Annotated in this window: 23 protein-coding genes; 17 read left to right on the top strand and 6 right to left on the bottom strand. The window is 64.9% G+C overall.

All coding sequences use genetic code 11. From position 1 onward, the window contains the following. Nucleotides 1–43 precede the first annotated feature (43 nt). On the top strand, nucleotides 44–343 hold the full coding sequence (locus MAAFP003_RS17895; protein WP_096289013.1) for a hypothetical protein: 300 nt from the start codon (nucleotides 44–46) through the stop codon (nucleotides 341–343). Nucleotides 344–390: 47 nt separating this feature from the next. On the opposite strand, the gene MAAFP003_RS17890 is transcribed toward MAAFP003_RS17895, so the two are convergent. Then, a complete protein-coding gene (locus MAAFP003_RS17890; protein WP_096289011.1) occupies nucleotides 391–1,659 on the bottom strand; it encodes a sensor histidine kinase in 1,269 nt (422 codons plus the stop codon). 231 nt (nucleotides 1,660–1,890) lie between these two features. Between MAAFP003_RS17890 and MAAFP003_RS17885 the strand changes: the two genes are divergently transcribed. The 4 genes from MAAFP003_RS17885 (at nucleotide 1,891) to MAAFP003_RS17870 (ending at nucleotide 5,552) form a co-directional block, all read left to right on the top strand. Continuing rightward, nucleotides 1,891–2,097, top strand: a complete 207-nt coding sequence (locus MAAFP003_RS17885) for a hypothetical protein (protein WP_096289009.1) — start codon at nucleotides 1,891–1,893, stop codon at nucleotides 2,095–2,097. A 143-nt stretch (nucleotides 2,098–2,240) separates the two neighbouring features. After that, on the top strand, nucleotides 2,241–2,750 hold the full coding sequence (locus MAAFP003_RS17880) for a hypothetical protein (RefSeq protein WP_096289007.1): 510 nt from the start codon (nucleotides 2,241–2,243) through the stop codon (nucleotides 2,748–2,750). A 178-nt stretch (nucleotides 2,751–2,928) separates the two neighbouring features. Next, the gene (pstS, locus tag MAAFP003_RS17875) at nucleotides 2,929–4,044 is read left to right on the top strand and encodes a phosphate ABC transporter substrate-binding protein PstS (protein WP_096289005.1); all 1,116 of its coding nucleotides are present in this window, start codon (nucleotides 2,929–2,931) and stop codon (nucleotides 4,042–4,044) included. A 194-nt stretch (nucleotides 4,045–4,238) separates the two neighbouring features. Continuing rightward, nucleotides 4,239–5,552 (top strand): NtaA/DmoA family FMN-dependent monooxygenase, encoded by a 1,314-nt coding sequence (locus MAAFP003_RS17870; protein WP_165796431.1) that lies wholly within the window; start codon nucleotides 4,239–4,241, stop codon nucleotides 5,550–5,552. An 8-nt stretch (nucleotides 5,553–5,560) separates the two neighbouring features. Here the strand turns inward: MAAFP003_RS17870 and MAAFP003_RS17865 are convergent, their stop codons facing one another. Beyond that, nucleotides 5,561–6,487 (bottom strand): class I SAM-dependent methyltransferase, encoded by a 927-nt coding sequence (locus MAAFP003_RS17865; RefSeq protein WP_165796430.1) that lies wholly within the window; start codon nucleotides 6,485–6,487, stop codon nucleotides 5,561–5,563. 457 nt (nucleotides 6,488–6,944) lie between these two features. Here MAAFP003_RS17865 and MAAFP003_RS17860 point away from each other — a divergent pair, with 457 nt between their 5' ends. Beyond that, nucleotides 6,945–7,595: an HAD-IA family hydrolase gene (locus tag MAAFP003_RS17860; protein ID WP_096288999.1), complete on the top strand. Its 651-nt coding sequence runs from the start codon at nucleotides 6,945–6,947 to the stop codon at nucleotides 7,593–7,595. Nucleotides 7,596–7,607: 12 nt separating this feature from the next. On the opposite strand, the gene MAAFP003_RS17855 is transcribed toward MAAFP003_RS17860, so the two are convergent. After that, complete coding sequence (locus tag MAAFP003_RS17855) at nucleotides 7,608–8,081, bottom strand: DUF2781 domain-containing protein (protein WP_165796429.1); 474 nt, start codon at nucleotides 8,079–8,081, stop codon at nucleotides 7,608–7,610. A gap of 441 nt (nucleotides 8,082–8,522) precedes the next feature. Here MAAFP003_RS17855 and MAAFP003_RS29225 point away from each other — a divergent pair, with 441 nt between their 5' ends. The 5 genes from MAAFP003_RS29225 to MAAFP003_RS17830 all read left to right on the top strand — a co-directional run bounded on the left by MAAFP003_RS29225 (nucleotide 8,523) and on the right by MAAFP003_RS17830 (nucleotide 13,326). After that, complete coding sequence (locus MAAFP003_RS29225; protein ID WP_165796428.1) at nucleotides 8,523–8,687, top strand: hypothetical protein; 165 nt, start codon at nucleotides 8,523–8,525, stop codon at nucleotides 8,685–8,687. Between the two features lie 130 nt (nucleotides 8,688–8,817). Next, nucleotides 8,818–9,750 carry a TPM domain-containing protein gene (locus MAAFP003_RS17845; RefSeq protein ID WP_096288993.1) on the top strand — a complete coding sequence of 311 codons (933 nt, stop codon included), beginning with the start codon at nucleotides 8,818–8,820 and terminating at the stop codon, nucleotides 9,748–9,750. A gap of 68 nt (nucleotides 9,751–9,818) precedes the next feature. Then, entirely contained in the window at nucleotides 9,819–11,531 is a 1,713-nt protein-coding gene (locus MAAFP003_RS17840) for a serine/threonine-protein kinase PknH/PknJ (protein ID WP_243394109.1), read from the top strand. Nucleotides 11,532–11,549: 18 nt separating this feature from the next. Further along, nucleotides 11,550–12,041 carry an Rv0361 family membrane protein gene (locus tag MAAFP003_RS17835; RefSeq protein ID WP_133160871.1) on the top strand — a complete coding sequence of 164 codons (492 nt, stop codon included), beginning with the start codon at nucleotides 11,550–11,552 and terminating at the stop codon, nucleotides 12,039–12,041. Between the two features lie 25 nt (nucleotides 12,042–12,066). After that, nucleotides 12,067–13,326, top strand: a complete 1,260-nt coding sequence (locus MAAFP003_RS17830; protein WP_096288989.1) for a DUF7373 family lipoprotein — start codon at nucleotides 12,067–12,069, stop codon at nucleotides 13,324–13,326. Nucleotides 13,327–13,342: 16 nt separating this feature from the next. On the opposite strand, the gene MAAFP003_RS29955 is transcribed toward MAAFP003_RS17830, so the two are convergent. Beyond that, entirely contained in the window at nucleotides 13,343–14,557 is a 1,215-nt protein-coding gene (locus MAAFP003_RS29955) for a PPE family protein (protein ID WP_207768553.1), read from the bottom strand. A gap of 335 nt (nucleotides 14,558–14,892) precedes the next feature. On the opposite strand from MAAFP003_RS29955, the gene MAAFP003_RS17820 reads away from it, so the two are divergent. From MAAFP003_RS17820 to MAAFP003_RS17800, 5 genes are read left to right on the top strand one after another with little or no spacing between them, the layout of a single operon-like run. Then, nucleotides 14,893–15,510: an AAA family ATPase gene (locus MAAFP003_RS17820; protein WP_096288987.1), complete on the top strand. Its 618-nt coding sequence runs from the start codon at nucleotides 14,893–14,895 to the stop codon at nucleotides 15,508–15,510. A gap of 17 nt (nucleotides 15,511–15,527) precedes the next feature. Continuing rightward, nucleotides 15,528–16,394 carry a DUF58 domain-containing protein gene (locus MAAFP003_RS17815; RefSeq protein WP_096288985.1) on the top strand — a complete coding sequence of 289 codons (867 nt, stop codon included), beginning with the start codon at nucleotides 15,528–15,530 and terminating at the stop codon, nucleotides 16,392–16,394. Then, nucleotides 16,384–16,857, top strand: a complete 474-nt coding sequence (locus MAAFP003_RS17810; protein WP_096288983.1) for a hypothetical protein — start codon at nucleotides 16,384–16,386, stop codon at nucleotides 16,855–16,857. Before MAAFP003_RS17815 ends, MAAFP003_RS17810 begins: the two co-directional genes overlap by 11 nt. Continuing rightward, nucleotides 16,848–17,825, top strand: coding sequence for a hypothetical protein (locus MAAFP003_RS17805; protein ID WP_096288981.1), 978 nt, complete (start codon nucleotides 16,848–16,850; stop codon nucleotides 17,823–17,825). Before MAAFP003_RS17810 ends, MAAFP003_RS17805 begins: the two co-directional genes overlap by 10 nt. Further along, nucleotides 17,822–18,745 (top strand): vWA domain-containing protein, encoded by a 924-nt coding sequence (locus MAAFP003_RS17800; RefSeq protein ID WP_096288979.1) that lies wholly within the window; start codon nucleotides 17,822–17,824, stop codon nucleotides 18,743–18,745. The genes MAAFP003_RS17805 and MAAFP003_RS17800 overlap by 4 nt, the downstream gene beginning before the upstream one ends. Nucleotides 18,746–18,816: 71 nt before the next feature. Here MAAFP003_RS17800 and MAAFP003_RS30030 read toward each other — a convergent pair whose 3' ends face one another. After that, the gene (locus MAAFP003_RS30030) at nucleotides 18,817–19,134 is read right to left on the bottom strand and encodes a hypothetical protein (protein ID WP_207768552.1); all 318 of its coding nucleotides are present in this window, start codon (nucleotides 19,132–19,134) and stop codon (nucleotides 18,817–18,819) included. Nucleotides 19,135–19,145: 11 nt separating this feature from the next. Beyond that, on the bottom strand, nucleotides 19,146–19,529 hold the full coding sequence (locus MAAFP003_RS30025) for a hypothetical protein (RefSeq protein WP_207768551.1): 384 nt from the start codon (nucleotides 19,527–19,529) through the stop codon (nucleotides 19,146–19,148). On the opposite strand from MAAFP003_RS30025, the gene MAAFP003_RS17790 reads away from it, so the two are divergent. Further along, entirely contained in the window at nucleotides 19,455–19,865 is a 411-nt protein-coding gene (locus MAAFP003_RS17790; RefSeq protein ID WP_096288977.1) for a YchJ family protein, read from the top strand. The two genes, MAAFP003_RS30025 and MAAFP003_RS17790, sit on opposite strands and share 75 nt — an antisense overlap. Nucleotides 19,866–19,908: the final 43 nt, after the last annotated feature.

Genomic DNA, 19,908 nt, shown 5'->3' with positions numbered 1-19,908 from the left:
CGCGGAAGCGTTCGTCGAGTCTTGCGACAGCCACTCTCAGCCGATGAGCGCGCCGCCCACCGTTGCGCATCATGCTTTCGAGCTGTCCGCGGCCGTCCTCGTGCGCGAGTTCGTCGCAACATGGACAGCCTGCGTGGGGGTTGAATTCGCCTCTACGGGCTCGGTGTTCAGTGAGTTCGACGTATTTGCGCCACTGGGCCAGGTAGCGCAGCGCAGCGCCGTCGTGGCGGGGCCGGCGTCGACGGTGCGGGTTCATCCGCGAGAAATGGCTGTGGCCTCTTCCGGAAATTTATTCACGTCTGAGCGCCGTGACGTGGCGCGGTCGGTGATTGGACAGCCCTGATGCCGTCGAAACGACTTTACCTTGCGACCGGTGATGACGGGAGCAGGTCACGCGGCGGTGAGATGCCTTGCCGTCCGTAGGGGTATGGAGATGGCGAGTTCGGTTCCGGGAGAGGTCGAACGCACGTCGAACTGTCCACCGGAGGCAAGCACTCTCGCGCGCATCGAGGTCATTCCGATGTGGCCTTCGTCAGCTTTTCGCGCCATGGCCGCCTCCGAGATGCCCACGCCGTCGTCGGCCACACGCAGCGAGGCCAGCCCGTCCCAGTGTTGTAACTCGATCCGAACATTTTGCGCCCGTGCATGTTTGATGACATTGTTCGACGCCTCACGCGCAGCGTTGTACAGCACGTCATCGGCCTCGGTGCGCAAGCCATCGGGCCAACTCGACGCGTCGAAATCGACGGTGAGCCCTGCCCGGGAACCGAGGCTTTCGGCGAGAGCGGCCAGGGCTGATTTCAATCCCATCCGCACGAGAACGTCTGGGTGCAGTTCCCGGACCACGTCGCGCAGCAGGCCCGAACATTCGGCGAGCGCCGATGCCACCCGGTCCGCGGCATCGGCCGAACCTTCGCGCACATCCTCGATGTCTTGGCGCGCGACCAGGATGTACTGCAGGGCGCCATCGTGCAGACGCTCTGAGATTGCCTGCCGCTCATGCCGTTCCACTTCGAGTAACTCTTCCAGCAGCTGGCGCCGTTGCCGCGCCAGGTCCGCGATCATGTCCACTCTGGACCGCTGGATGAACGATAAGACAACCGATCCGCCGGCCAGCGCGGCCAAGACGAACGAGCTCAGCAGGATCGACGCCCACGGCTCCTGGTTGGCCGACCTGGTGATCCAGCACGTCAGAACGAATACCGACAAAGTCGGAATCGCCACCGCCGCACTGATCTTGGGATCCAGTTGGGCGGCCGCGATCAACGGAATCAGGAAGAAGCCATTCCTCATCACGTCCGATGTCCAGTCCTGCGGCGACGTCACGCCGGCGAGTATCGACAGGACAGAGACCATCGCGACGTCGGCGGTCAGCATGAGCAGTGGTACCACCGTCCGGGTGGACGTTGTCGTGGGCGCCCGACGTCGCAGCGCCCACGCGGTCCAGCATCCGAGGACGATCACGTACACCATCGGGATGGACACACAGACCCACTCGTAGTGGTCCGGAGGCTCCAGCAACAAGGTCGCAACGACCAACACGATCAGCACCGAGCGCAATCCGAACTGCAGCAGAGTGCCTAGCCACAACGTCCGCCCGACGTCCGGGACAACCTGTTGCGCGCGCAGGTCGACCACACGCTGCTGGTCTCCGGGCATGGGCGGCTCCTGTCGTCTCGCGATGGCGAGATCATAACCGCCGATTACCGGCAAAAATGGACTCTGCGGCAAACGGATTCGGTGCCGGCCAAGGCCCCGGCTCGGGGTGGGCCGGAAGGCTAAGGCCGCGGTGCAGCGGGGGCAGCCGCAGTTCCGCGCATGCAGTCCTGAAACTCAGGACTAGCCGGCGCGAAGTCGAAGCCGCAGTTGCACTCATGAGCTTGCTGCGGGTTGCCCAGCGAATCGCAATACGGGGTGCCGGCCGACGCCGGAGACGCTGTCCACATCACACCAGCGGCCAAGGCCGCCGATGCGGCGCCAAAGGCGGCCATCAATGCTCTCGTCTTCATGCTGGGATTCCTTTTCGTCGAAGACGACGGTATTGCCGCCCCGGGTTCCAGCGGTGACTACATCCGTAGCACCCCGCTAGCCGAATAGTAGGGGCCGCAAGGCCTGCCCGCGATTCGAGATACCTCCCGGCATCGGGGGCGGGCCGCCCGACACGAGAAAATGCCTCCTCCACAGCGCGCTATCGTCTGCTGGTGGCTATACCTCCGCCCATCCGCGCAGCGGTTGCGACAATGCTGGCGATGACGGCGTGCGCGACGGCGCCCGTCGGCAACGCCGACCCGACGGCCCAGCAGTCGCCGTTTCCGACCGGCAAGTCCGGCACGTCGATCCATGTCACGGAGTACAGCACCGCGACCGCCGACGTCACGCTCAACAACGCGACCTGGGTCTCGTCGGGATGCACCAGTCTCGGTGGGGGAGGCTGCAACGTCATCGAGCTCACCATCGTCGGTAAGTCCGATGCACCCTTCAGCTATAGCGAAAGGTCCATCACCGCCGCCTCCACCCCGTGGCGGCAAGACCCCTACCGGGACATCCAGGGCGGCTCGTCCATGGTCGATTACCAGACGATCGGCAAGACGCCGCCGCTGCGCTCGGGCACCGTCACCAACGGCCAAACCGCGCACGGATTCATCGCCTACGACAGCAATGTGAAACAGGGCGATTTTTACATCGAGTTCAACGATCCCAACGCTCCGGCTGCACCGACCCCATTGGCTGGCTGGAAAGTGCACACCTAGCGGGGTATCGGTGAAGCGTTGACGCACATACACATTGGGTCCGCCGGTCCGCGCCAGACCATACTCCAAGAGACCGATCGTCTCATTTTTGCCACCCGAGCCTGAACCAAAGCGATAATGTTCGCTGGCTCGGTGGGATCGTAGACAGTTGCACACCGGAAAAGCACGGGGAGGACGGATGAAGTTTCGTGTGCTTATTGCCGCGGCGGTGATGCTGCTCGCGGCGGCATGCGGTTCGAACTCGACAGGCGGTTCAGGCAGCGCCGGGTCCACCTCCCGCAATCTGGCCACCGCGCCCCCCACGTCGGACGTGACCTTGTCCGAGACCGGTTCCAACAATCTCTACCCGCTGATGAGCTCGTGGGCCGGGGTTTTTCACTCGAGATACCCCAACGTCACGATCAATACCCAAAGCGCGCTATCCGGCGTCGGGATCGCCGAAGCGGCTGCGGGCGCAGTCAACATCGGCGCCTCTGACGCCTACTTGTCCGACGCTGACATCGCCGCGCACCAGGGCCTGATGAACATCGCGATGGCGGTTTCCTCGGTGCACGTGCACTACAACCTGCCCGGTGTCACCGGCCACCTCAAGCTCAACGGCAAAGTACTGGCAGCCATGTACCAGGGAACAATCAAATCCTGGAATGACCCGGCGATTGCCGCGATGAACCCTGAGGTAGAACTGCCGGCCATCCCGGTAGTCCCGTTACACCGCTCCGACGGTCAGAGCAGCGACACATTCCTTTTCACCCAGTACTTGGCCAAGCAAGACCCCGACGGCTGGGGTAACTCGCCCGGCTCCGGCACCACCGTCAACTTTCCCGCGGTGTCGAACGCCGTCGGCGCCGCGGGCCAAGCCGGCATGTTGGGTGGCTGCGTCAAGTCTCTTGGCTGCGTGGCCTACATCGGCACCCGGTACTACGACGACGCTATGGAGAAGGGCCTCGGCGACGCCCAATTAGGCAATGCCTCAGGCAATTTCGTGCTGGCCAGCGCTCAAAGCGTTGACACCGCGGCGTCGGGCTTCGTTGCGCAAACCCCGGCCAACCAGGCGATTTCACTGGTCAACGGACCGGTCCCGGACGGATACCCAATCGTCGGTTACGAATACGCAGTGGTCTACAGCAAGCAGAAGGATCCCGCCGTCGCGCAGACGATTCGGGCTTTCCTGCACTGGGCGGTCACCGCAGGGAGTTCCCCGAGGTACCTGCGCAGGCCGCACCTCTACGCTCAGCCGCTGCCGGGAGCCGTGGCGAAGCTGTCTGACGCCCAGATCGCCACCATCAGCAGCTAGCCGGCGCGACGCTGGCCGATGGTGATCGCATCCGCATCTGCGGTCACGAATTCATCTTCGAAATCTGCGGACGTTGATCTAGCAGGACTATTTCAGCCCCGCGCCACGTTGCCTCTTCGGAGTGCCAGGGCTGTGGCCATGTCTGGATGAACAACACCCTGGCGGGCATTCACGCGCACGAAGGAGTCGAACTCATGAGCACGGGGCCTTTGCACTTCAACGCTTTCATCTGGCCGAACGGCTATCACGAGGCCGCGTGGCGCGTGGTCGACGACGATGTGCGCAACGTCTTGGGCCTGTCCTATTACACGGATATCGCGCGGATCGCTGAACGCGGGTTGATGGACTCGATCTTCTTGGCCGACAACATCGCCATCGCCGAATATCGCGCCACCTACCTGCCTCAGACGCAGTTCGATCCGATTTCGGTGCTCTCGGCGCAGGCGGCGGTTACCGATCGCATCGGGTTGATCGGGACGGGCTCGACGACCTACAGCAAGCCGTGGGAGCTGGCCCGCCGATTCGCGACGCTGGATCACCTCAGTGGCGGGCGCGCCGGCTGGAACATCGTCACCACCGTCACGCCGCTGGCCGCAGCCGCGTTCGGCGAGCGGTTCCACCCGGAGCACGCAGACCGCTACGCGCAGGCCCACGAATTCGTCGACGCCGTCACCCACGTATGGGACAGCTGGGAGGACGACGCGGTCATCGGTGATCGCGAACGCGGCGTGTGGGCAGACCGCGCCAAGTTGCATGCGCCGCGTTTCCACGGCAAGTACTACGACGTCGAGGGTGTCCAGCCATTTCCGCGCAGTCCGCAGGGACACCCGGTGCTCGTCCAAGCGGGACAGTCCGCCGCGGGCGTCGGGCTTGCCGCGCGATACGCCGAGGTGGTCTTCTCCGGGCCGCCCTCACTGGAGGCGGCGGTGGCTTTCCGGGCCAACCTCCATCAGCAGGCCGCGGCCATCGGCCGAAAGCCCGATCAGATGCTGGTCCTGCCCGCGTTGATGATCACCCTCGGCGCCACCGAGGCTGAAGCGCGGGCGCGGGCACAGCGCCTCGAAGACCTGGAGAATCCTGAATTTCGTTGGCAGAACACTCTTTACACGGCGGGACTTGATCCGGATGGCTTCGACCCCGACGCTCCGCTGCCTGCCGAGCTCTGGGCGCAGCGGTCGGCGCCGTCCAGCCGGGCCGAGCAGCTCTTCGCGGCTTCGCGTGCGCGGCCACAGGCTTCCCTGCGGCAGATCGCCAAGGAGGTGACCGGCGGGCTCGCGGGGCAGACACATTTCGTCGGCACGCCCGAGCAGCTGGCCGATCACGTGATCGCATGGCAGGATGCCGGCGCGGTCGACGGGTTCACGATCATGGGATCGACACTGCCGCACGAGCTCACGACATTCGTCGACCATGTTGTGCCCATCCTGCAGCGCCGGGGGCGATTCCGCACCGAGTACGCCGGTTCCACCTTGCGCGATCATCTCGGGCTCGAGCGGCCGGCCAAATAGCCGCTTCCTTACACTTCCTCGCGATCAACGACGAAGCGGACCTGGCAGCATTTGTGAATGTTGCCAGGGCGGAACCCCACGATTTCCGTTTCCACGGTACGGAAGCCAAGGCTACTGAAAATCGAATGCCATTCGCTGACACGCTTGAACTGAAAGCCGAAATTCATATCGACGAGGCCCTGCGCAACAGCATTTCCGAAGAAATCAATGAGCATCAGCGTGCGGAATTGATCCCGGTCATTCAATTTGTTGAATTCAGCTAATTCAGCCTGTTTTCTTACCGCTCCCAGCCGCGCTGGGCGGACGGCGTAGGTATCCTCTTCGATAATCAACCGCCGCGCAACACGCCGCAGATTTGCCAGCAGCGGAATCAGATCGGGCTCATCAACGTGATGGAGCACCGTCTTGACAATCGCACTGTCGAAGGAGTCGTCCGGGTAGGGCACATCAATGGGCGACGACATCTGCCGAAAAGGTAAGGCAGCAGCGTCCTCGCCCCGGTAGTCCATGACGTCTGTGGTGGAGCAGTCAAAGCCGGCACGAGCGATCAGTGCCGCCAAATGACCTCGGCCACAGCCGAAGTCGAGCACTGTGCGGCCTTTGATGGCGTCCGCGAGGTTGTTGAAATCCTGTATCGGCTTGCGCAGTGACTTATACCTCGAGTAGCCCTCGCTGAACCACGACCCGGATCCTTCGGACGTGAAGAACTGCTCATGCACCTCTGTGCATACCTGATATAAATCATGCCCGTCGCTGGCTGCGAGCAGATACTTCCACGCGTTCTGCAGCAGGGTGCTCACCTCGCTGGTGTGGTCAGGGAAGTGAGATTTGTAACTTTTTTCGAACAGGGACGTCGTGAAGTCGAGTGCCGCCGTTCCTTGTTGCAAAGTCTCGTGAATCAACTCGTATTGAGCTTGTTTGGTGGCTGTTGGCACCAAGAAATCCTTTCGTCGCCCACGCTGCAAATGCCTGACGCTGCGTCGTTGGGTAGCGGCAGGCACAGGGCCAAGTGGTTGATTAACGTATGATATCAGGACACTGCAAATTGAACGTATTAGGATAAAGGTAGTTAAATTTCCTTTGATTCGCCTTTACAAAAGCTGGCGACTCGCGTATGGGCAACGACCAATCTTACGAGACGGGGCCTCCCGGTCGCCGCAACGCGGTCTCGAAGAAGCCGTTTGACGTGCGGGTTTCTGCGCGGGACGGCCGAGTGATGCCGGTCTGAACATCGTCGACGCCATCGGCGACGGCAAACCCCAGACCGACCGTATCCGCCCCTTGAACCTCTGGTCGCCGGATCCGAAGCCGAGTGCATGACCGGCTACCGCGCCTGTTTCCTAGGACACACCGTCGGGTGTGCGGACGCTACCCGCATTAGGGTTGCAGTCGATGGCGGTTCTGCACGGCAAACGAGTCTTGTTCGACATCGATGGCACCTTGGTTGACTCAACCGCCACGGTCGAACACTCCTGGGGCACCTGGGCCCACGAATACGGCGTCGACTACGACGAGGTACTGAAGGTCTGTCACGGCAGGCGAACCGAAGACACTGTCGCGCAGTTCGTCGCGCCACAGCAGCGGGCCGCAGCGACAGCCCGGCTACTCGCGCTGCAGGAATCCGCTGATCTGGATGGCGTCTTGGCGCTACCGGGAGCGCATCGGTTGCTCGATGCCCTACCCCTTAGTCATTGGGCGGCGGTGACGTCGGGGCCCCGTTCGTTGATGGCCGCTCGATTGGCGGCGGCACGGCTCCCGGCTCCGATGTTGTTGATCGGCGCGGAGGATGTGGCGTTCGGTAAGCCAGACCCCGAGAGCTACCTCAAGGCGGCCGCCGCGCTGGGCTTCGAGGCACGTGAGTGTCTGGTGGTGGAGGATGCGCCCGCGGGCGTCGGTGCCGGCCGAGCCGCGGGGGCGCAAGTGCTAGCCGTCACGACGACTCACCCCGCGGCCGAACTGGTCGACGCCGACGTCGTCGTGACCGATCTATCCTGCGTCAGCGTCGACGTCACTGACAGTGGTGTCGCCTTGCTGATCGCCTGAGACGCCTTCTGCTCAAGCTGTCCGCGGCCAGAAGCGGTACGCCACCAGCATCGGCACGATCAGCCAGGGCAGGTTGAGTGGCAGGTAGGTCGTCAGGTGTGGCGGACTGTCGGGTCCGAGAAATGTCTGCATGAAGTAGAAGTACATGTTCATCACGGCGCTGACGGCGTAGGCCAGGGCCAGCGTGCCCAGCCACGGCCAGGATTTGAGCTTCCAGACACCGATGGTCAGCACAACAAGCAGCGGAAGCTGAACGAAACCGTCGTACAACAGTGAGGCCTTCAAGGCGGGCGGCATGACGAGGTGCTGCGGTTCCTGCTCGACCGCCCAGGTGTGCAAGGCACGCAGAGGTGGCCACGGGCTGTCAGTGGCGACAGGAACTCCGAGGGCTTCCGGCAAACTCAACAAGGCGGCGTTGATGATGCCGAGCACGAAGGCCGGGAGCAGGAGGTAGTCCAGCCGACGCCGGACAAGGTCGCGCTGCATCTGCTCATCTTGCATGACGGGCGCGATGTTTCGAGTCTGAATCGGGGCGACATCTGCGTCGAGTTGAACACCCACGCGAGTCAAGCAGTCGTTCAAGAGGTTTGGGGTGCGCCCGGCGGTATAGGTGCACTGCACAGGCTTTTAGCCGAAATCGAGTAGCCCACTACTCGTGACCAATGACGATCGGAAATCCAATACTTGGTTTCGTCGGTGCCATTGCCAACAATGCCCGCACCGGCGACACTCCGATCAGGACAACACATCATGCGTCGAATCATTGTCGGAGCATTGTTCTTGAGCGCCATGGCATCGGCCAGTGCGGGGCTTGGCCCCGGCAGCGCCCAGGCCGACCCGTCAACGCACATCTGCAACCGCTTGGGGATGTGCAGCCGAGTTTGGTGTCCCGGCGGTCCTCTGCCGCACCAGGACGTAATTTGGGACATGGATATGTGCCACCACTACTACCGCGGCAGCCCCGGGCAGCCGGGAACCGCGGGCGGCATTCCCGTCGGTGCCCACATCCTGGAGGGAGATCCCGCCCGGGTGAACACCTGCCTCGGAACGCTCATCCGCGTGCCGGGCGGTAAGGTCGGCTGCCGGAAGTAGTGAGCTGTAAATGCTTGGTGGCCATTGTGATTGGGAGCATCGCTCGCCGGTAATAGGCCCAAGGCCGCGCGGGTTCCCGGTTTAGGGGCATGATCTGGGCTATCGGCCGGCGGCGGGCTAGATTACCCGTATGCGAATCGTCCGCCTGGTCGGAGTAGTCCTGACGACCCTGCTGGTGGCCCTGCTGCTGACAACGCCCGCCGGTGCGCAACCGCCGACCAAGCTCACCGATCACATCACCGACAACACCCAGGTGTTGACGGATTCCGATCGGGCGACGATCGGCTCGGCGATCGACCGGCTCTATCAGGATCAGCACGTTCAACTGTGGGTGGTCTACGTCGACAACTTCTCGAGGTATAAACCCGAGAACTGGGCCGACAAAACCCGCACCGCCAGCGGGATGGACGACCACGACGCGCTGCTGGCAGTGGCCACCAATACCAAGGCGTATGCGTTCTCGGTGCCCGGGAAGGTGCGGGGTCTCACTGCTGCCGACTTGAATAGTCTGCGCAGCAACAAGATTGAACCGGCAGTGAGCGCAAAAGACTGGAGCGGTGCCGCCGTCGCTGCTGCCGCCGGGTTGGAACAGTCGGCACCGGCGACCAAACCGCCGGCGCCGAATAAAGCGTCCGGCCCGTCGAACCGGATCTGGCTGTGGATCGCGATCGGCGTCATCGTCGTCGTGGTCATCGTCGTGGTGGTTCTTCTGCTCTATCGCGCCCGGCGTCGGCGCGCCGCACGGCCGGTCGACCATCGCGACGGGCAACGCGTCGAGTCGTTGGTGCAGGCATTGCCCATCGCGGACGCCCGATTGCGCCAAATCGCCGACTACGTCGCCAAGCATCGCGACAACGTCGGTGCCCAGGCCCAGGGCCGATTGGAAGAGGCGAAGCGGCATTTGGCGGCCGCACGCGGCAAGGAAGCGAGCAACGAGGCCGAGGCCCTCGCCCATGCCAACGGGGCATCGACGCTGGCCGCGCAGGCGCAAACGTTGGCAAATGCCGACGTGCTCGCGGCTCATCGCGCACCACGACGCCGGGGCACCACATCTGCGCGATGAGCATGGGGATCGCTGAGTGTCGGCCGGTTCTGACCCGGATGGGGGCCGCCGGACCGTAGGGTTGACGGGTGCTGGCAAACGGGTCCCTGGTCTGCGGTTACCGCATCCAGGCGGTGCTGGGCAGCGGGGGCATGGGAACTGTGTACTTGGCCGCCGACCCGGCATTGCCTCGCAAAGTCGCGCTCAAAGTGTTATCCGCCGAGCTGTCGCGCGATCGGGATTTCCGGGCACGTTTCATCCGCGAGGCCGATACCGCGGCCGCCCTGGCACACCCCCAGATCGTGTCCGTCTACACCCGTGGCCAGACGGACGACGGCCAGCTGTGGATCGCGATGCAGTTCGTGGACGGCACGGACGCCGAGGCCGCTCTGTGCGACGGAACCATGACCCCGCACCGCGCGGTACACATCATCACGCAGGTCGCCCGGGCGCTCGATTTCGCGCACGCCAACCACGTCATTCACCGCGACGTCAAACCCGGCAACTTCATGCTGTCCGGCCCCGTCGGCCCCGACGAGCGAGTTCTGCTGGGCGACTTCGGGATTGCACGCGCCCTGGACGACGTGGGGCTGACGGCCACCGGGGCGGTGGTGGCCACCGTCGGCTACGCCGCACCAGAAGTGCTGTCCAATGGGCGCATCGACGGACGGGTCGACATCTATTCACTGGGCTGCACGCTGTATCGGTTGCTTACCGGCAACACGCCTTTCGCGGCAACCAACGGGGCCGCGTCGGTGATGATGGCCCACTTGTTCCAACCGCCGCCGCGAGCCACCGACGTGGTGCCTTCGCTTCCTTCCGCCCTCGACCACGTGATCGCGGTTGCGATGGCGAAAGATCCGGCCGCCCGGTTCCCGACGGCGAGCGCCCTTGCCGACGCCGCCGTTTCGGCGCTGCACGATCGCAACCGTTACGCGCCACTGCCACCGATACCCAGCGGTGCCGTCAACTCCTACCCGCACACCTCGCAGCCGCCGACGGTGTCCGCGTGGCCGGGATCGCCGCCACCCGGACCGTTCCCGCCACCCGGCCCGGCTCCTAAGCGTCGGCGCGGTCTGATCGCCGCCGCGCTGGCCGGTGTGGTGCTGCTGTTGGCCGCCACGGTCACCGTGCTGGTCTGGCCCGACGCCTCGGGACCAAGCGCTGACTCCCGCCAGGGTGCCGGGTCACCCGGTGTGCCGGTGTCGCCTCCCGGACCGCCGGCCACCAACGTCGCGCCCGCCCAATTGCGCGCCATTTTGCTGCCCGCCGCACAGCTTCCGGTCACGGCCAATGGCGATCCGCTGGTTCTGGAGCAAGACAGCGCCAGCCTGCTCGACGATTCCGCGGAAGTCGATAACCAGCAATGCCTGGGCGCGTGGGCGCCTGCGCAGCAGAGCGTCTACGGGCAAAAGGGTTACACGGGCGTGGCCGTGCAAACGTTGCGTGGCATGAACGAACAGGCCTGGCAAGACAGCGTCACCCAATCGGTTCTCGCCTTCCCCGGCGACAAGGCCGTCTCTGCCCTTACTGCTCAGGAGGGGCAGTGGTCCCTGTGTGGCGGAAAATCCATCACCGTTACCGAACCGGGCGCGCCCGCCAAAATCTGGGACTTCGGCCAGCCGCAGACTACCGCCGGTGTGCTGACCCTGGCGGCGACCCTTCGCGGTGGCGGATCGTGCGACCACGGAATGATGGTGCGCGGCAACGTCTTAGTCGACATTCGCCAATGCCGTGCCGCGGGAGGTGCCGACATCGCCACTTTGGTCAGCGCCACCGCCAACAAAGTGCCTCGACAATGAGGCAACAAGGGGGGACAGATGAATAGTTCCGCGCCGGTCATTGCCCGCCTGTGGGCCGTCGGTGTTACCGTCGCCCTGGCGACATCGTGTACAACGGTGACCGGGGGCTCGGCGCTGCCGCAGAAGACGGGTATCTCGGCCTCGCCGTCCGTCGTCGCCCCGTCCGGTCGCCCGGCGCCGCCGGCCCCCTCGGCCAGCCCTTCGGCCGAGGATCAGATCCGCGAGACCCTGATGGCGTTTCAGGACGCGTACAACACCCAAAACTGGGACGCCTACCTGCAATTGATGTGCACCGCGATGAGAAACCAATTCAGCGGCACCGCAATGAATTACGTCAAGAAGGGCCGTGCCCAGAACGGCGTGACCACGATCAAGAACATCACCAACATCGCGATTACGGGCAACACCGCCGATGCCACGTTCGAGGGTCAGAACGAAACTTTGGGCACTCGCACCGTCAGCTTGCCGTTGAAACTCGAAGACGGATGGAAGATCTGCAAGACGTCGTGACCAGTCACTCAAGGCCCGGGTCGATATGAAAAGTAAACTGCTGCAACCAAACCCGAGTGTTGTCAGTGTGCTACTCGCGCTGGTGCTGGCGGGCTGCAGCCACACCATCGGCGGAGAAGCCGCCCGCGCGCCCGGGTCGAGGTCATCGTCCACGGCGCCGGTGAACGCTTCGATGCTCGACCCTGGGAGCTATCCCGTCACGCCGCAGCCGCCGCTGGGCAATGCCGGCTCCGACCACGCGGGGCGACTGGTCGAGGGCCGTCGTATGGCGGCCTACGTCGTCGGTCCCTGGGAAGTCGAGCCGAGTCTGATTGGCCTGAACTCTTCCGGTCCGGCTGTGATCGCCGAAACCAAGGGGCTGACGCGCGCGGTGTGGGCGCCGATCGGCGGCGGCGCGTACAACTTATCGCTGGTGGTCGGATTCGTTACCGAGCGGCAAAGCCCGGGCCCCAATCCACAGATGGCGCTGCGCAATTCCGTGCTGCGATTCGCCAGCCCCGCGGAGGCCGCGCAGGCGGCGCAGAACATGACCACAGCGGCCCGACATATGCCTCGAGATCCCACCGCCACCCCGATCGTGACCGAGCCAGAAAGCTCGCTGCCCATTCCAGGGCATCCCGACGCCAACGGCACGGTGCTGACTTTCCAGGAGGGCACCCAAACGGTTCGTGAACTGACGGCGCTTACCGCGCGTGGTCCCTATGTACTCGTTCAGGTGGTGCGGTGTGCGGCCGGCACGGACTGCGAAGCCCAGCTCGCTGGGCGCACACTGGATCGCCAGGTTCCGCTCATCGACACCTTTGTGCCAACCGAAGCCGTCGAGTTTCCCACGCTTGCATTGGATCCCACCGGCCTTGTCGCGCGCACCTTGCCGGCGCCGGACGACCAGACCACCTCGATGTCCGGGGCCGCCTACCCGCCGGCGGGCGCGCTGCACCTCGAGGACGACCCGGTGCAGAACGGGCCGCTGCTTTCCGCGGCGGGTGTCGACTTCGTTTCGGTGAACCTGACCACCGTTTACCAAACGAAAGACCCCTCGGCCGCACAGACGCTCGCGCAAGCCTATAGTGATCTCGCTGCTAAAACCCCTGCTGCGCAAGCGGCTTCTTCAGTTCCCGGTCTTCCGGACAGCCACTGCACGCGCGTCGCCGGATCCAACGGCCTAGTGCCCCGCTACTGGTGTCTGGCCGCGGCGGGCCGCTACACGATCAAAACTGTTGCCCGCCAACTCGACAACGTGCAGCAGGAGATGGCTGCCCAGTATCGAATCCTGACGGCGAGTTGATGCAACGGGTAATTTCTTATCCGGCCGCCGCCACAGGAATCGCACCGGCCCCGGGGAAGGTGCTCGCCACCCAATCCGCGAGTCCTTCAGCGTTGTACTGAGGTTGGATTGCCGCGGTTCCGGCCAGTCCCGGCGAGCCGACCAACGGCGAGACCGGCCCAGTCGACACTGCGGCGCCGTTTGCGCCCACACCGACACCGACGCCGACGTTGACTCCGGTGGATCCGCCGACGCTGGCGCCGACTCCGGTGGAGCCGCCGACTCCGACTCCGGTGTTGACTCCGGTGGAGCCGCCCACGCCGACGCCGACGTCGACTCCGGTGGATCCGCCGACGCTGGCGCCGACTCCGGTGTTGACTCCGGTGGAGCCGCCGACTCCGACTCCGGTGTTGACGCCGCTACCGACGCCGCCCGCGCCGACTCCGATGTCGACTCCGGTGGACCCGCCGACGCTGGCGTCGACTCCGGCGTCGACTCCGCTGGACCCGCCCACGGTGGCGCCGACTCCGATGTTGACTCCGCTGGAGCCGCCGACGCTGGCGTCGACTCCGCTACTGACGACGTTGGAGGCGCCGACGTCAACGCCGGACAGGGGTGCGGTCGTGCCGTCCAGAGAGCTGAGTTGTGTCAGCAGGCTTTGGGTTCGGGCGACGGTGTTAGTGGTCGCGGTCTGTGCGACCGCACGGGCCTGGGTGATCGGCCCGCTCGGGTTGGTGGTCTGTGGCGGCTCGTCAAATGAGACCAGGGTGCTCGCCGTGGCGGAGTCGAAAGCGTAGCCATACATGGCGATCGCATCTTGAATCCACATCTCCATGTATTGCGCTTCGGTGGCTGCAATCGCCGCGGTGTTCTGGCCGAAGAAGTTAGTCGCCACCAACAGCATCAGCAGTGCACGGTTGGCGGCGATCGCCGGCGGCGGCACCGTCATCGCGAACGCGACTTCGTATGCGGCCGCCGCGGCATACGCCTGAGTAGCAGTGAGCCAGGCCTCGGCAGCACTGGCGTGTAGCCACGCCACATAGCGTGCGGCCGCGGCCGACATCGCCATCGATGAAGGGCCCAACCATTGCCCGGTCAGCCCCGCAACCTGCGAGGAGTAGCCCGCGGCGGCGGACTCGAGTTCAGCGGCCACTGCTTCCCAGCCTGCCGCCGCGGTGAGCAGAGGCTCCGCGCCGGGACCGGTGTACATGCGCCCCGAATTGACCTCTGGCGGCAGCAACCCAAAATCCATAACCCCGAACCCTTCTGCGAATTACGGAAGCGTCAATATTTGGGCGTAACGGTACCTGACCGGTTCGTCTGAACGTTTAATTAATAGGGACTTACGCCGGCCGCCGAAAAGTGTGGAATGCGTTCTAGGGCAATAAGTTTCGCAGCACCGGCGACACGCTTACGGCACAGTCGGCGCATTCTTTGAATCGCACATGAAATCTGCGCGTACGTTTCGAGGCCCCGGTGCAGCCCGTTCGGGCCCCGACAGAAGAGCAACCGCCTCGGCCCGTCGGGCGTGCGCCTCATGGGCGGCCGACGTGTGGAAATTCAGTGGCCGGGTACCCCGTCGTGCGTATGAGCACAGCACGGACGCAACCGGATCAGGGCGAACTCGACAGCGTGCGGGGGGTCATAGGCGCCATCTCCGAGGCATTCGCAGCCAAGATCGTCGGGCAGCAAGAACTCAGGGAGTCGCTGCTGATCGGCCTGCTTGCGGGCGGCCACATCCTGCTCGAAAGCGTGCCGGGCCTGGCTAAGACCACCGCGGCGAAGGTACTCGCCGAGTCGGTTCACGGCCGCTTCCACCGCATCCAGTGCACGCCCGACCTGCTGCCCCTCGAAGACGTGCTGCGCCTGCAGGACGTGGTGCGTCACGTCCACATGGATCGTGCGCTGATGCTCTATGCCAGCCGACTGGTCGACGCGACCCGCTACCCGGCGCGGGCGTTGCCCAAGCAGATCGCGAGGCTGGTCGACTACGGTGCCAGCCCACGCGCCACGATCGCGTTCTGTAAGGCGGCCCGGGCGCAGGCGGTGTTATCCGGGCGTGCGCACGTGCTGCCCGAGGACATCGCGAAGCTCGCCCACCGGGTGTTGCGGCACCGGCTCATCCTCGGCTTTGAAGCGGCCAGTGCCGATATCACCCCCGAGGTCGTCGTGGACGCCGCACTGCGGGCCGTCAGGGTCCCCTGAGGTGCCAGACGGTCGTCGTGGGTAAGCATCTCAACCGGGCGAAGGCCCACTTCGGCACCGACACCCGCGGCTTGCTCGAGGGTGGCCGCTACACGCTGTTACACACGCGCAGTATGGAATTCGACGATCTACGCCCTTATGTTCCCGGTGACGACGTCCGCGATATCGATTGGAAGGCTTCTGCGCGCTCGGGCAGCGTGCTCATCAAACGGTTCGTCTCCGAAAAGCACCACAAGATCCTGCTCGTCGCCGACGCCGGTCGCAACATGTCGGCTCTCGCCCCGAGTGGGGAGTGCAAGCGCGACGTAGCCGCGCACCTCATGGGTGCGGTGGGGCTGATCGGCCTGCGGCGCTCCGATCAGATCGGCATGGTCTACGGCGACCGCCGCGGCTGCGTCAACATTGCGCAGCAGCGCGGCGAGCCGCACGTCGAGGGACTACTGCATCGCTGGTACCAGCACACCACGAACGAACCTGGAGCCAGTGATATCTGCGGCCAACTCGATTACGCCGCAACGCATTACCGGCACAGCGTGCTGATCATCGTGGTGTCCGACGAACCCGAAATCGATGACCGGCTCCGCACGGTGCTCACCCGACTGCGCGCACGCCACGACATGATGTGGGCAATGGTGTCGGACATGCCCGCGGTGGGGCCCGACGACACGGACGGGTATGACGTCGCCACCGGTCGCTTCGTTCTGAACGGAGCCGACCTTGGCCCGCGGGTCGTCGCTGCTTACCGCCGGGCCGAGCGCGCTCGCCGCGCCCGTCTGGGTGCGTTTCTGACCGGACATGCGATTCCGCACGCAACTGTCGGCGCCAGCAGTGACATCCGGCGTGAACTCGCCGGCCTGACCGAGGTAGCCGCCCGTGCCGGATGACTTGCTGCGCCATGCGTTTGGGCCGCAGCCGTACTCGGCGTGGTGGCTGGTGTGGTCCGTCCTGTTGGTTCTTGGCGTAACCGCTTGGTATGCGTGCCTTTTCGTATGGACGCTGCCGTCGCATCGGTTGCGACGCATCCCCATCGTGCGGCGGGTGCACTCCCGGATCATCCGCAACCGGTTCGCGCGCGGTGTACAGCGTGTCGCCGCCGAGTACGACGCGGGCCGAACGTCGGCGGCGCAGGCGTGTGCGGCCATCGGCCGGACGGTACGCAGTTTCTTGCATCAGGCGACTGGTGAGCGCGCTCAGTACCTGCATATCGACGCGGTGGCCGACGGGGGTCTGGCCGCGGCCGCGCCCCTGCTGGCCCGCCTCGGAGACGGGCAGTTCAACGCCGAGACGCGAGTCGACGTCGGCGAGGTGAGTGCCTCGGCGCAGGAGTTGATCCGCTCGTGGACCTGAAATGGTGGCCGGTAGCGGCCATTGCATCGTCCTGCCTCCTCGCCGCCGTGGCGCTGGCGGCGTTGCTGCCCATGACCGCTGCCCGCAGACAGCTGCGACCGTTGGCCAACGTCGCCCGGCTGACCCGGTTGCCCGAGTACGCAAGAGTGGCTCGGCTTCGTTCACTGTCGACGATCGTGAAACTGGTGGTGCTGACAGTTATGTTCAGCGCTGCGACGTGGGCCGCGGCCCGGCCAAGCCGGGCCGGCAATGATTTTGACGCCATGCATCCCGAGGACATCATGCTGTGCGTCGCGCAGCCGGTAACCGATCCCGCGACGACTGAACTGCTCGACTACTTCGCGCGGCAGACCACCGCTTCGCCACAGACCCAACGCATCGGCCTGACATCGGTGAACCGGCGTCTGGTCCCGTTGACGCGCGATCACCAATACGCGGCCGGTCAATTCAGCGGATACGTTGGCGCCCATGAGGGGCAGTTGACGTCGTTTTCCCCTCCGGTGCCCTACACGGACTATGCCCCCAGCGTGAATGATGTTATCGCGCTGTGCCTCACCGGCTTCACCGCTAACGAACAGCAGGACTCGCATCGGCGCTCGGTGATTTATCTTGGGCCCTCGGAGCTTCGCGCGTCGGGGGAGTCGCGTGCCTCGCTGTTCACCGATAACTCTGTGCGAGAGCTGGCCAAACGTACGGGGGCTCAGGTCAATGTGGTCGACACGGCCCCATCGCCTGCCAGCGGTGCTCTGGTCGCGCTCGCGCAGCAGACCGACGGCCGGTACGTCAGGGCTGGGGCAAAGCCAGTCACCGCGGCACTCAACGAGATTCGCACGCACACTCCGGCGGCGCGGCTCGCGGACGGCACCATCGTGACAGCGGATTTCCGTGATGCACCGGTGATACCGCTGGCGATCGCGTTGTTGTCGGCGGCCGTGCTCTCGGTGGCCCTACTGGTATTGCGCCGATGACGTATCAGCCCGTGCTGCCCTGGCCGATCCTCGCAGTCGTAGCTGGCGCGCTCGCCCTGGCGCGGCTGGTGGCGCTTTGGCGGGTGCTGCAGTCGGCCGGGAGCCGGCGTCTGCGTGCGGTGCTGCGGTGGAGCGGCGTGACCGTGGCGGTGCTGCTGCTGATTGCGGCAACCACCCGTCCAACGATCCGCGACGACCAAAATCGCGCTGGGACAACGGCCGCGGCCGGAGCGAATCTCAACGTATTCCTCGTCGTCGATCGGTCGGCCGCCTCAGGTGTCGAGGACTACGGCGTCGACACTCCGCGCATCGCCGGGATACGCGATGACATCACGGAATTGATCAAGCAGTACCCGGCGGCTCGGTACGCACTCGTCAGCTTCGTTTCGAAGGCCTCGCTGAATTGGCCGCTTTCTGAAGATGTCTGGAGCTTGCGTGCGGCCATCGCGGCTCTCGGCGCCGCCCAGGACGGTGCCGATGTCGACGCCGCCGCACCGGGCAACGTCCTGCGGTACCAGCTGACGCAGGCGCTGCAACAGTATCCGGGTTCGCGCAACGTAGTGCTGTACTTCGGCTCCGGTGCGCCGGGATCGCCCGCGAGGCAGGGCGACCTCAACCTCACGCCACGGTCGGTAAATAGCGGGGCGGTGCTGGGTTACGGCCGCACCGACTCGATCGACGAAGCCGAATTGCGGCAAATCGCAGAACAACTCGAGGTGCGGTACGTACATCGGGACCCTGGTCAGCCCTTCCGGCTCGATCTCCCCGATGCAGCGCGCGGCCTTGACGTCGGGGTCGAACGGGTAGAGCTGTACTGGCTGCCTGCGTTGCTTGCGGCGGGACTGCTGCTGGCCGAGATCTATCTTTCGGTGCGCGAGTTCCGGCGCGGCCGTATTGCCCGACGAGACTTGGCATCATGATGCATAGACCGGCAAGGCTGCGGCTACGACGACGGCTGCTGATCTACTCGGCCCCGGTGACGGTCACGGCGCTATTGGTAATCGTCAAGCTGATTTCGGTTGTGGTAGCCGGTAATTCGGCCGGAACTTCTTTCGAGCACGGTGACGCAAGAGCGGTCCAAAGTGATGCAGAGGTCCTCGGCATCGCCAATGTGGTGGAACCGGCGAAGGCTTCGTTCGCCGCCGGCGCGGCCGCCGTTCTCGACGGCCGGCTCGACGATGCTGACTTTCACTTCTCGGCTGCCCTCGACCGCACCGATGCCGCCCGTTCTTGCCCCGTGCGAGTCGACCTCGAGCTGGTACGCGAAACTCAGGGTGATCAGGCCACGGCGGCGGGGGACCGAGCCCATGCTGACGAACGCTACCGAAGCGCACTGGCCGTCGTCGACGCCGCGCCGCACGACTGTTTCTCGGGCAACAACGACTCGGACCCGCAACGGCGGGCCATTCGGCAGGACACCGCGAACCGGCTGACGAACAAACTCAACGCCGCACCGTCCGCGCTCCCGCACCACCGCCCCCAGTGCTCGCCGCCGTCACACCCGATGGCCGCGAGATACCGCCGCGTCGGCTCGACCCCACCGAAGGCGATCCGCTCGACAAGTTGCAGCAGGTACTGCAGGACGCGGCGGCCACCGCAGGACCGTAAGCGTCTGTCAGGCTTGATGACGTGGACGAATTCCTCGGGCCGGCGTGCCCGTGCGGCAGTGGTGATGGCTATCGCGGGTGCTGCGAGCCGCTGCACGACGGCGAGTCGCAGGCACGATCGGCCGAGGAACTGATGCGGTCACGGTATTCGGCATTCGCCTGTGGAGACGCCGCTTATCTCTTTCGTACGTGGCATCCGCGAACTCGGCCGGCCGACGTGACCGTCGACCCGGGCATCACCTGGACGGGTCTCGAGGTGATCGATACCGTCGCGGGTGGTCCCGACGACGATCGCGGTGAGGTCGAGTTCAACGCCCAGTTCGAATCCGGGGGCCGCGCCGACCGCTTGCATGAGCGCAGTCGCTTCCAGCGCCGCGCCGGCCGGTGGTTTTACCTCGACGCCGTTTCAGACCGCGCGGCGGAAGATGTGTAGCCGCCTTTCGCGTTGACACGCTGTAAGGCTGACCGACAACAGA

Origin of the sequence: Mycobacterium ahvazicum, from assembly GCF_900176255.2 — a bacterium.
In the GTDB taxonomy this organism is placed as follows: domain Bacteria; phylum Actinomycetota; class Actinomycetes; order Mycobacteriales; family Mycobacteriaceae; genus Mycobacterium; species Mycobacterium ahvazicum.
This window is presented reverse-complemented; position numbering and strand designations above follow the sequence as displayed.

Coding starts and splice junctions, on each gene's coding strand:
- MAAFP003_RS17895 (WP_096289013.1), top strand. CDS start 44: ATGAGCGCGCCGCCCACCGTTGCGCATCATGCTTTCGAGCTGTCCGCG.
- MAAFP003_RS17890 (WP_096289011.1), bottom strand. CDS start 1,659: ATGCCCGGAGACCAGCAGCGTGTGGTCGACCTGCGCGCGCAACAGGTT.
- MAAFP003_RS17880 (WP_096289007.1), top strand. CDS start 2,241: ATGCTGGCGATGACGGCGTGCGCGACGGCGCCCGTCGGCAACGCCGAC.
- pstS (WP_096289005.1), top strand. CDS start 2,929: ATGAAGTTTCGTGTGCTTATTGCCGCGGCGGTGATGCTGCTCGCGGCG.
- MAAFP003_RS17870 (WP_165796431.1), top strand. CDS start 4,239: ATGAGCACGGGGCCTTTGCACTTCAACGCTTTCATCTGGCCGAACGGC.
- MAAFP003_RS17860 (WP_096288999.1), top strand. CDS start 6,945: ATGGCGGTTCTGCACGGCAAACGAGTCTTGTTCGACATCGATGGCACC.
- MAAFP003_RS17855 (WP_165796429.1), bottom strand. CDS start 8,081: ATGCAGCGCGACCTTGTCCGGCGTCGGCTGGACTACCTCCTGCTCCCG.
- MAAFP003_RS29225 (WP_165796428.1), top strand. CDS start 8,523: ATGGATATGTGCCACCACTACTACCGCGGCAGCCCCGGGCAGCCGGGA.
- MAAFP003_RS17845 (WP_096288993.1), top strand. CDS start 8,818: ATGCGAATCGTCCGCCTGGTCGGAGTAGTCCTGACGACCCTGCTGGTG.
- MAAFP003_RS17835 (WP_133160871.1), top strand. CDS start 11,550: ATGAATAGTTCCGCGCCGGTCATTGCCCGCCTGTGGGCCGTCGGTGTT.
- MAAFP003_RS17830 (WP_096288989.1), top strand. CDS start 12,067: ATGAAAAGTAAACTGCTGCAACCAAACCCGAGTGTTGTCAGTGTGCTA.
- MAAFP003_RS29955 (WP_207768553.1), bottom strand. CDS start 14,557: ATGGATTTTGGGTTGCTGCCGCCAGAGGTCAATTCGGGGCGCATGTAC.
- MAAFP003_RS17820 (WP_096288987.1), top strand. CDS start 14,893: ATGAGCACAGCACGGACGCAACCGGATCAGGGCGAACTCGACAGCGTG.
- MAAFP003_RS17800 (WP_096288979.1), top strand. CDS start 17,822: ATGACGTATCAGCCCGTGCTGCCCTGGCCGATCCTCGCAGTCGTAGCT.
- MAAFP003_RS30030 (WP_207768552.1), bottom strand. CDS start 19,134: ATGGGCTCGGTCCCCCGCCGCCGTGGCCTGATCACCCTGAGTTTCGCG.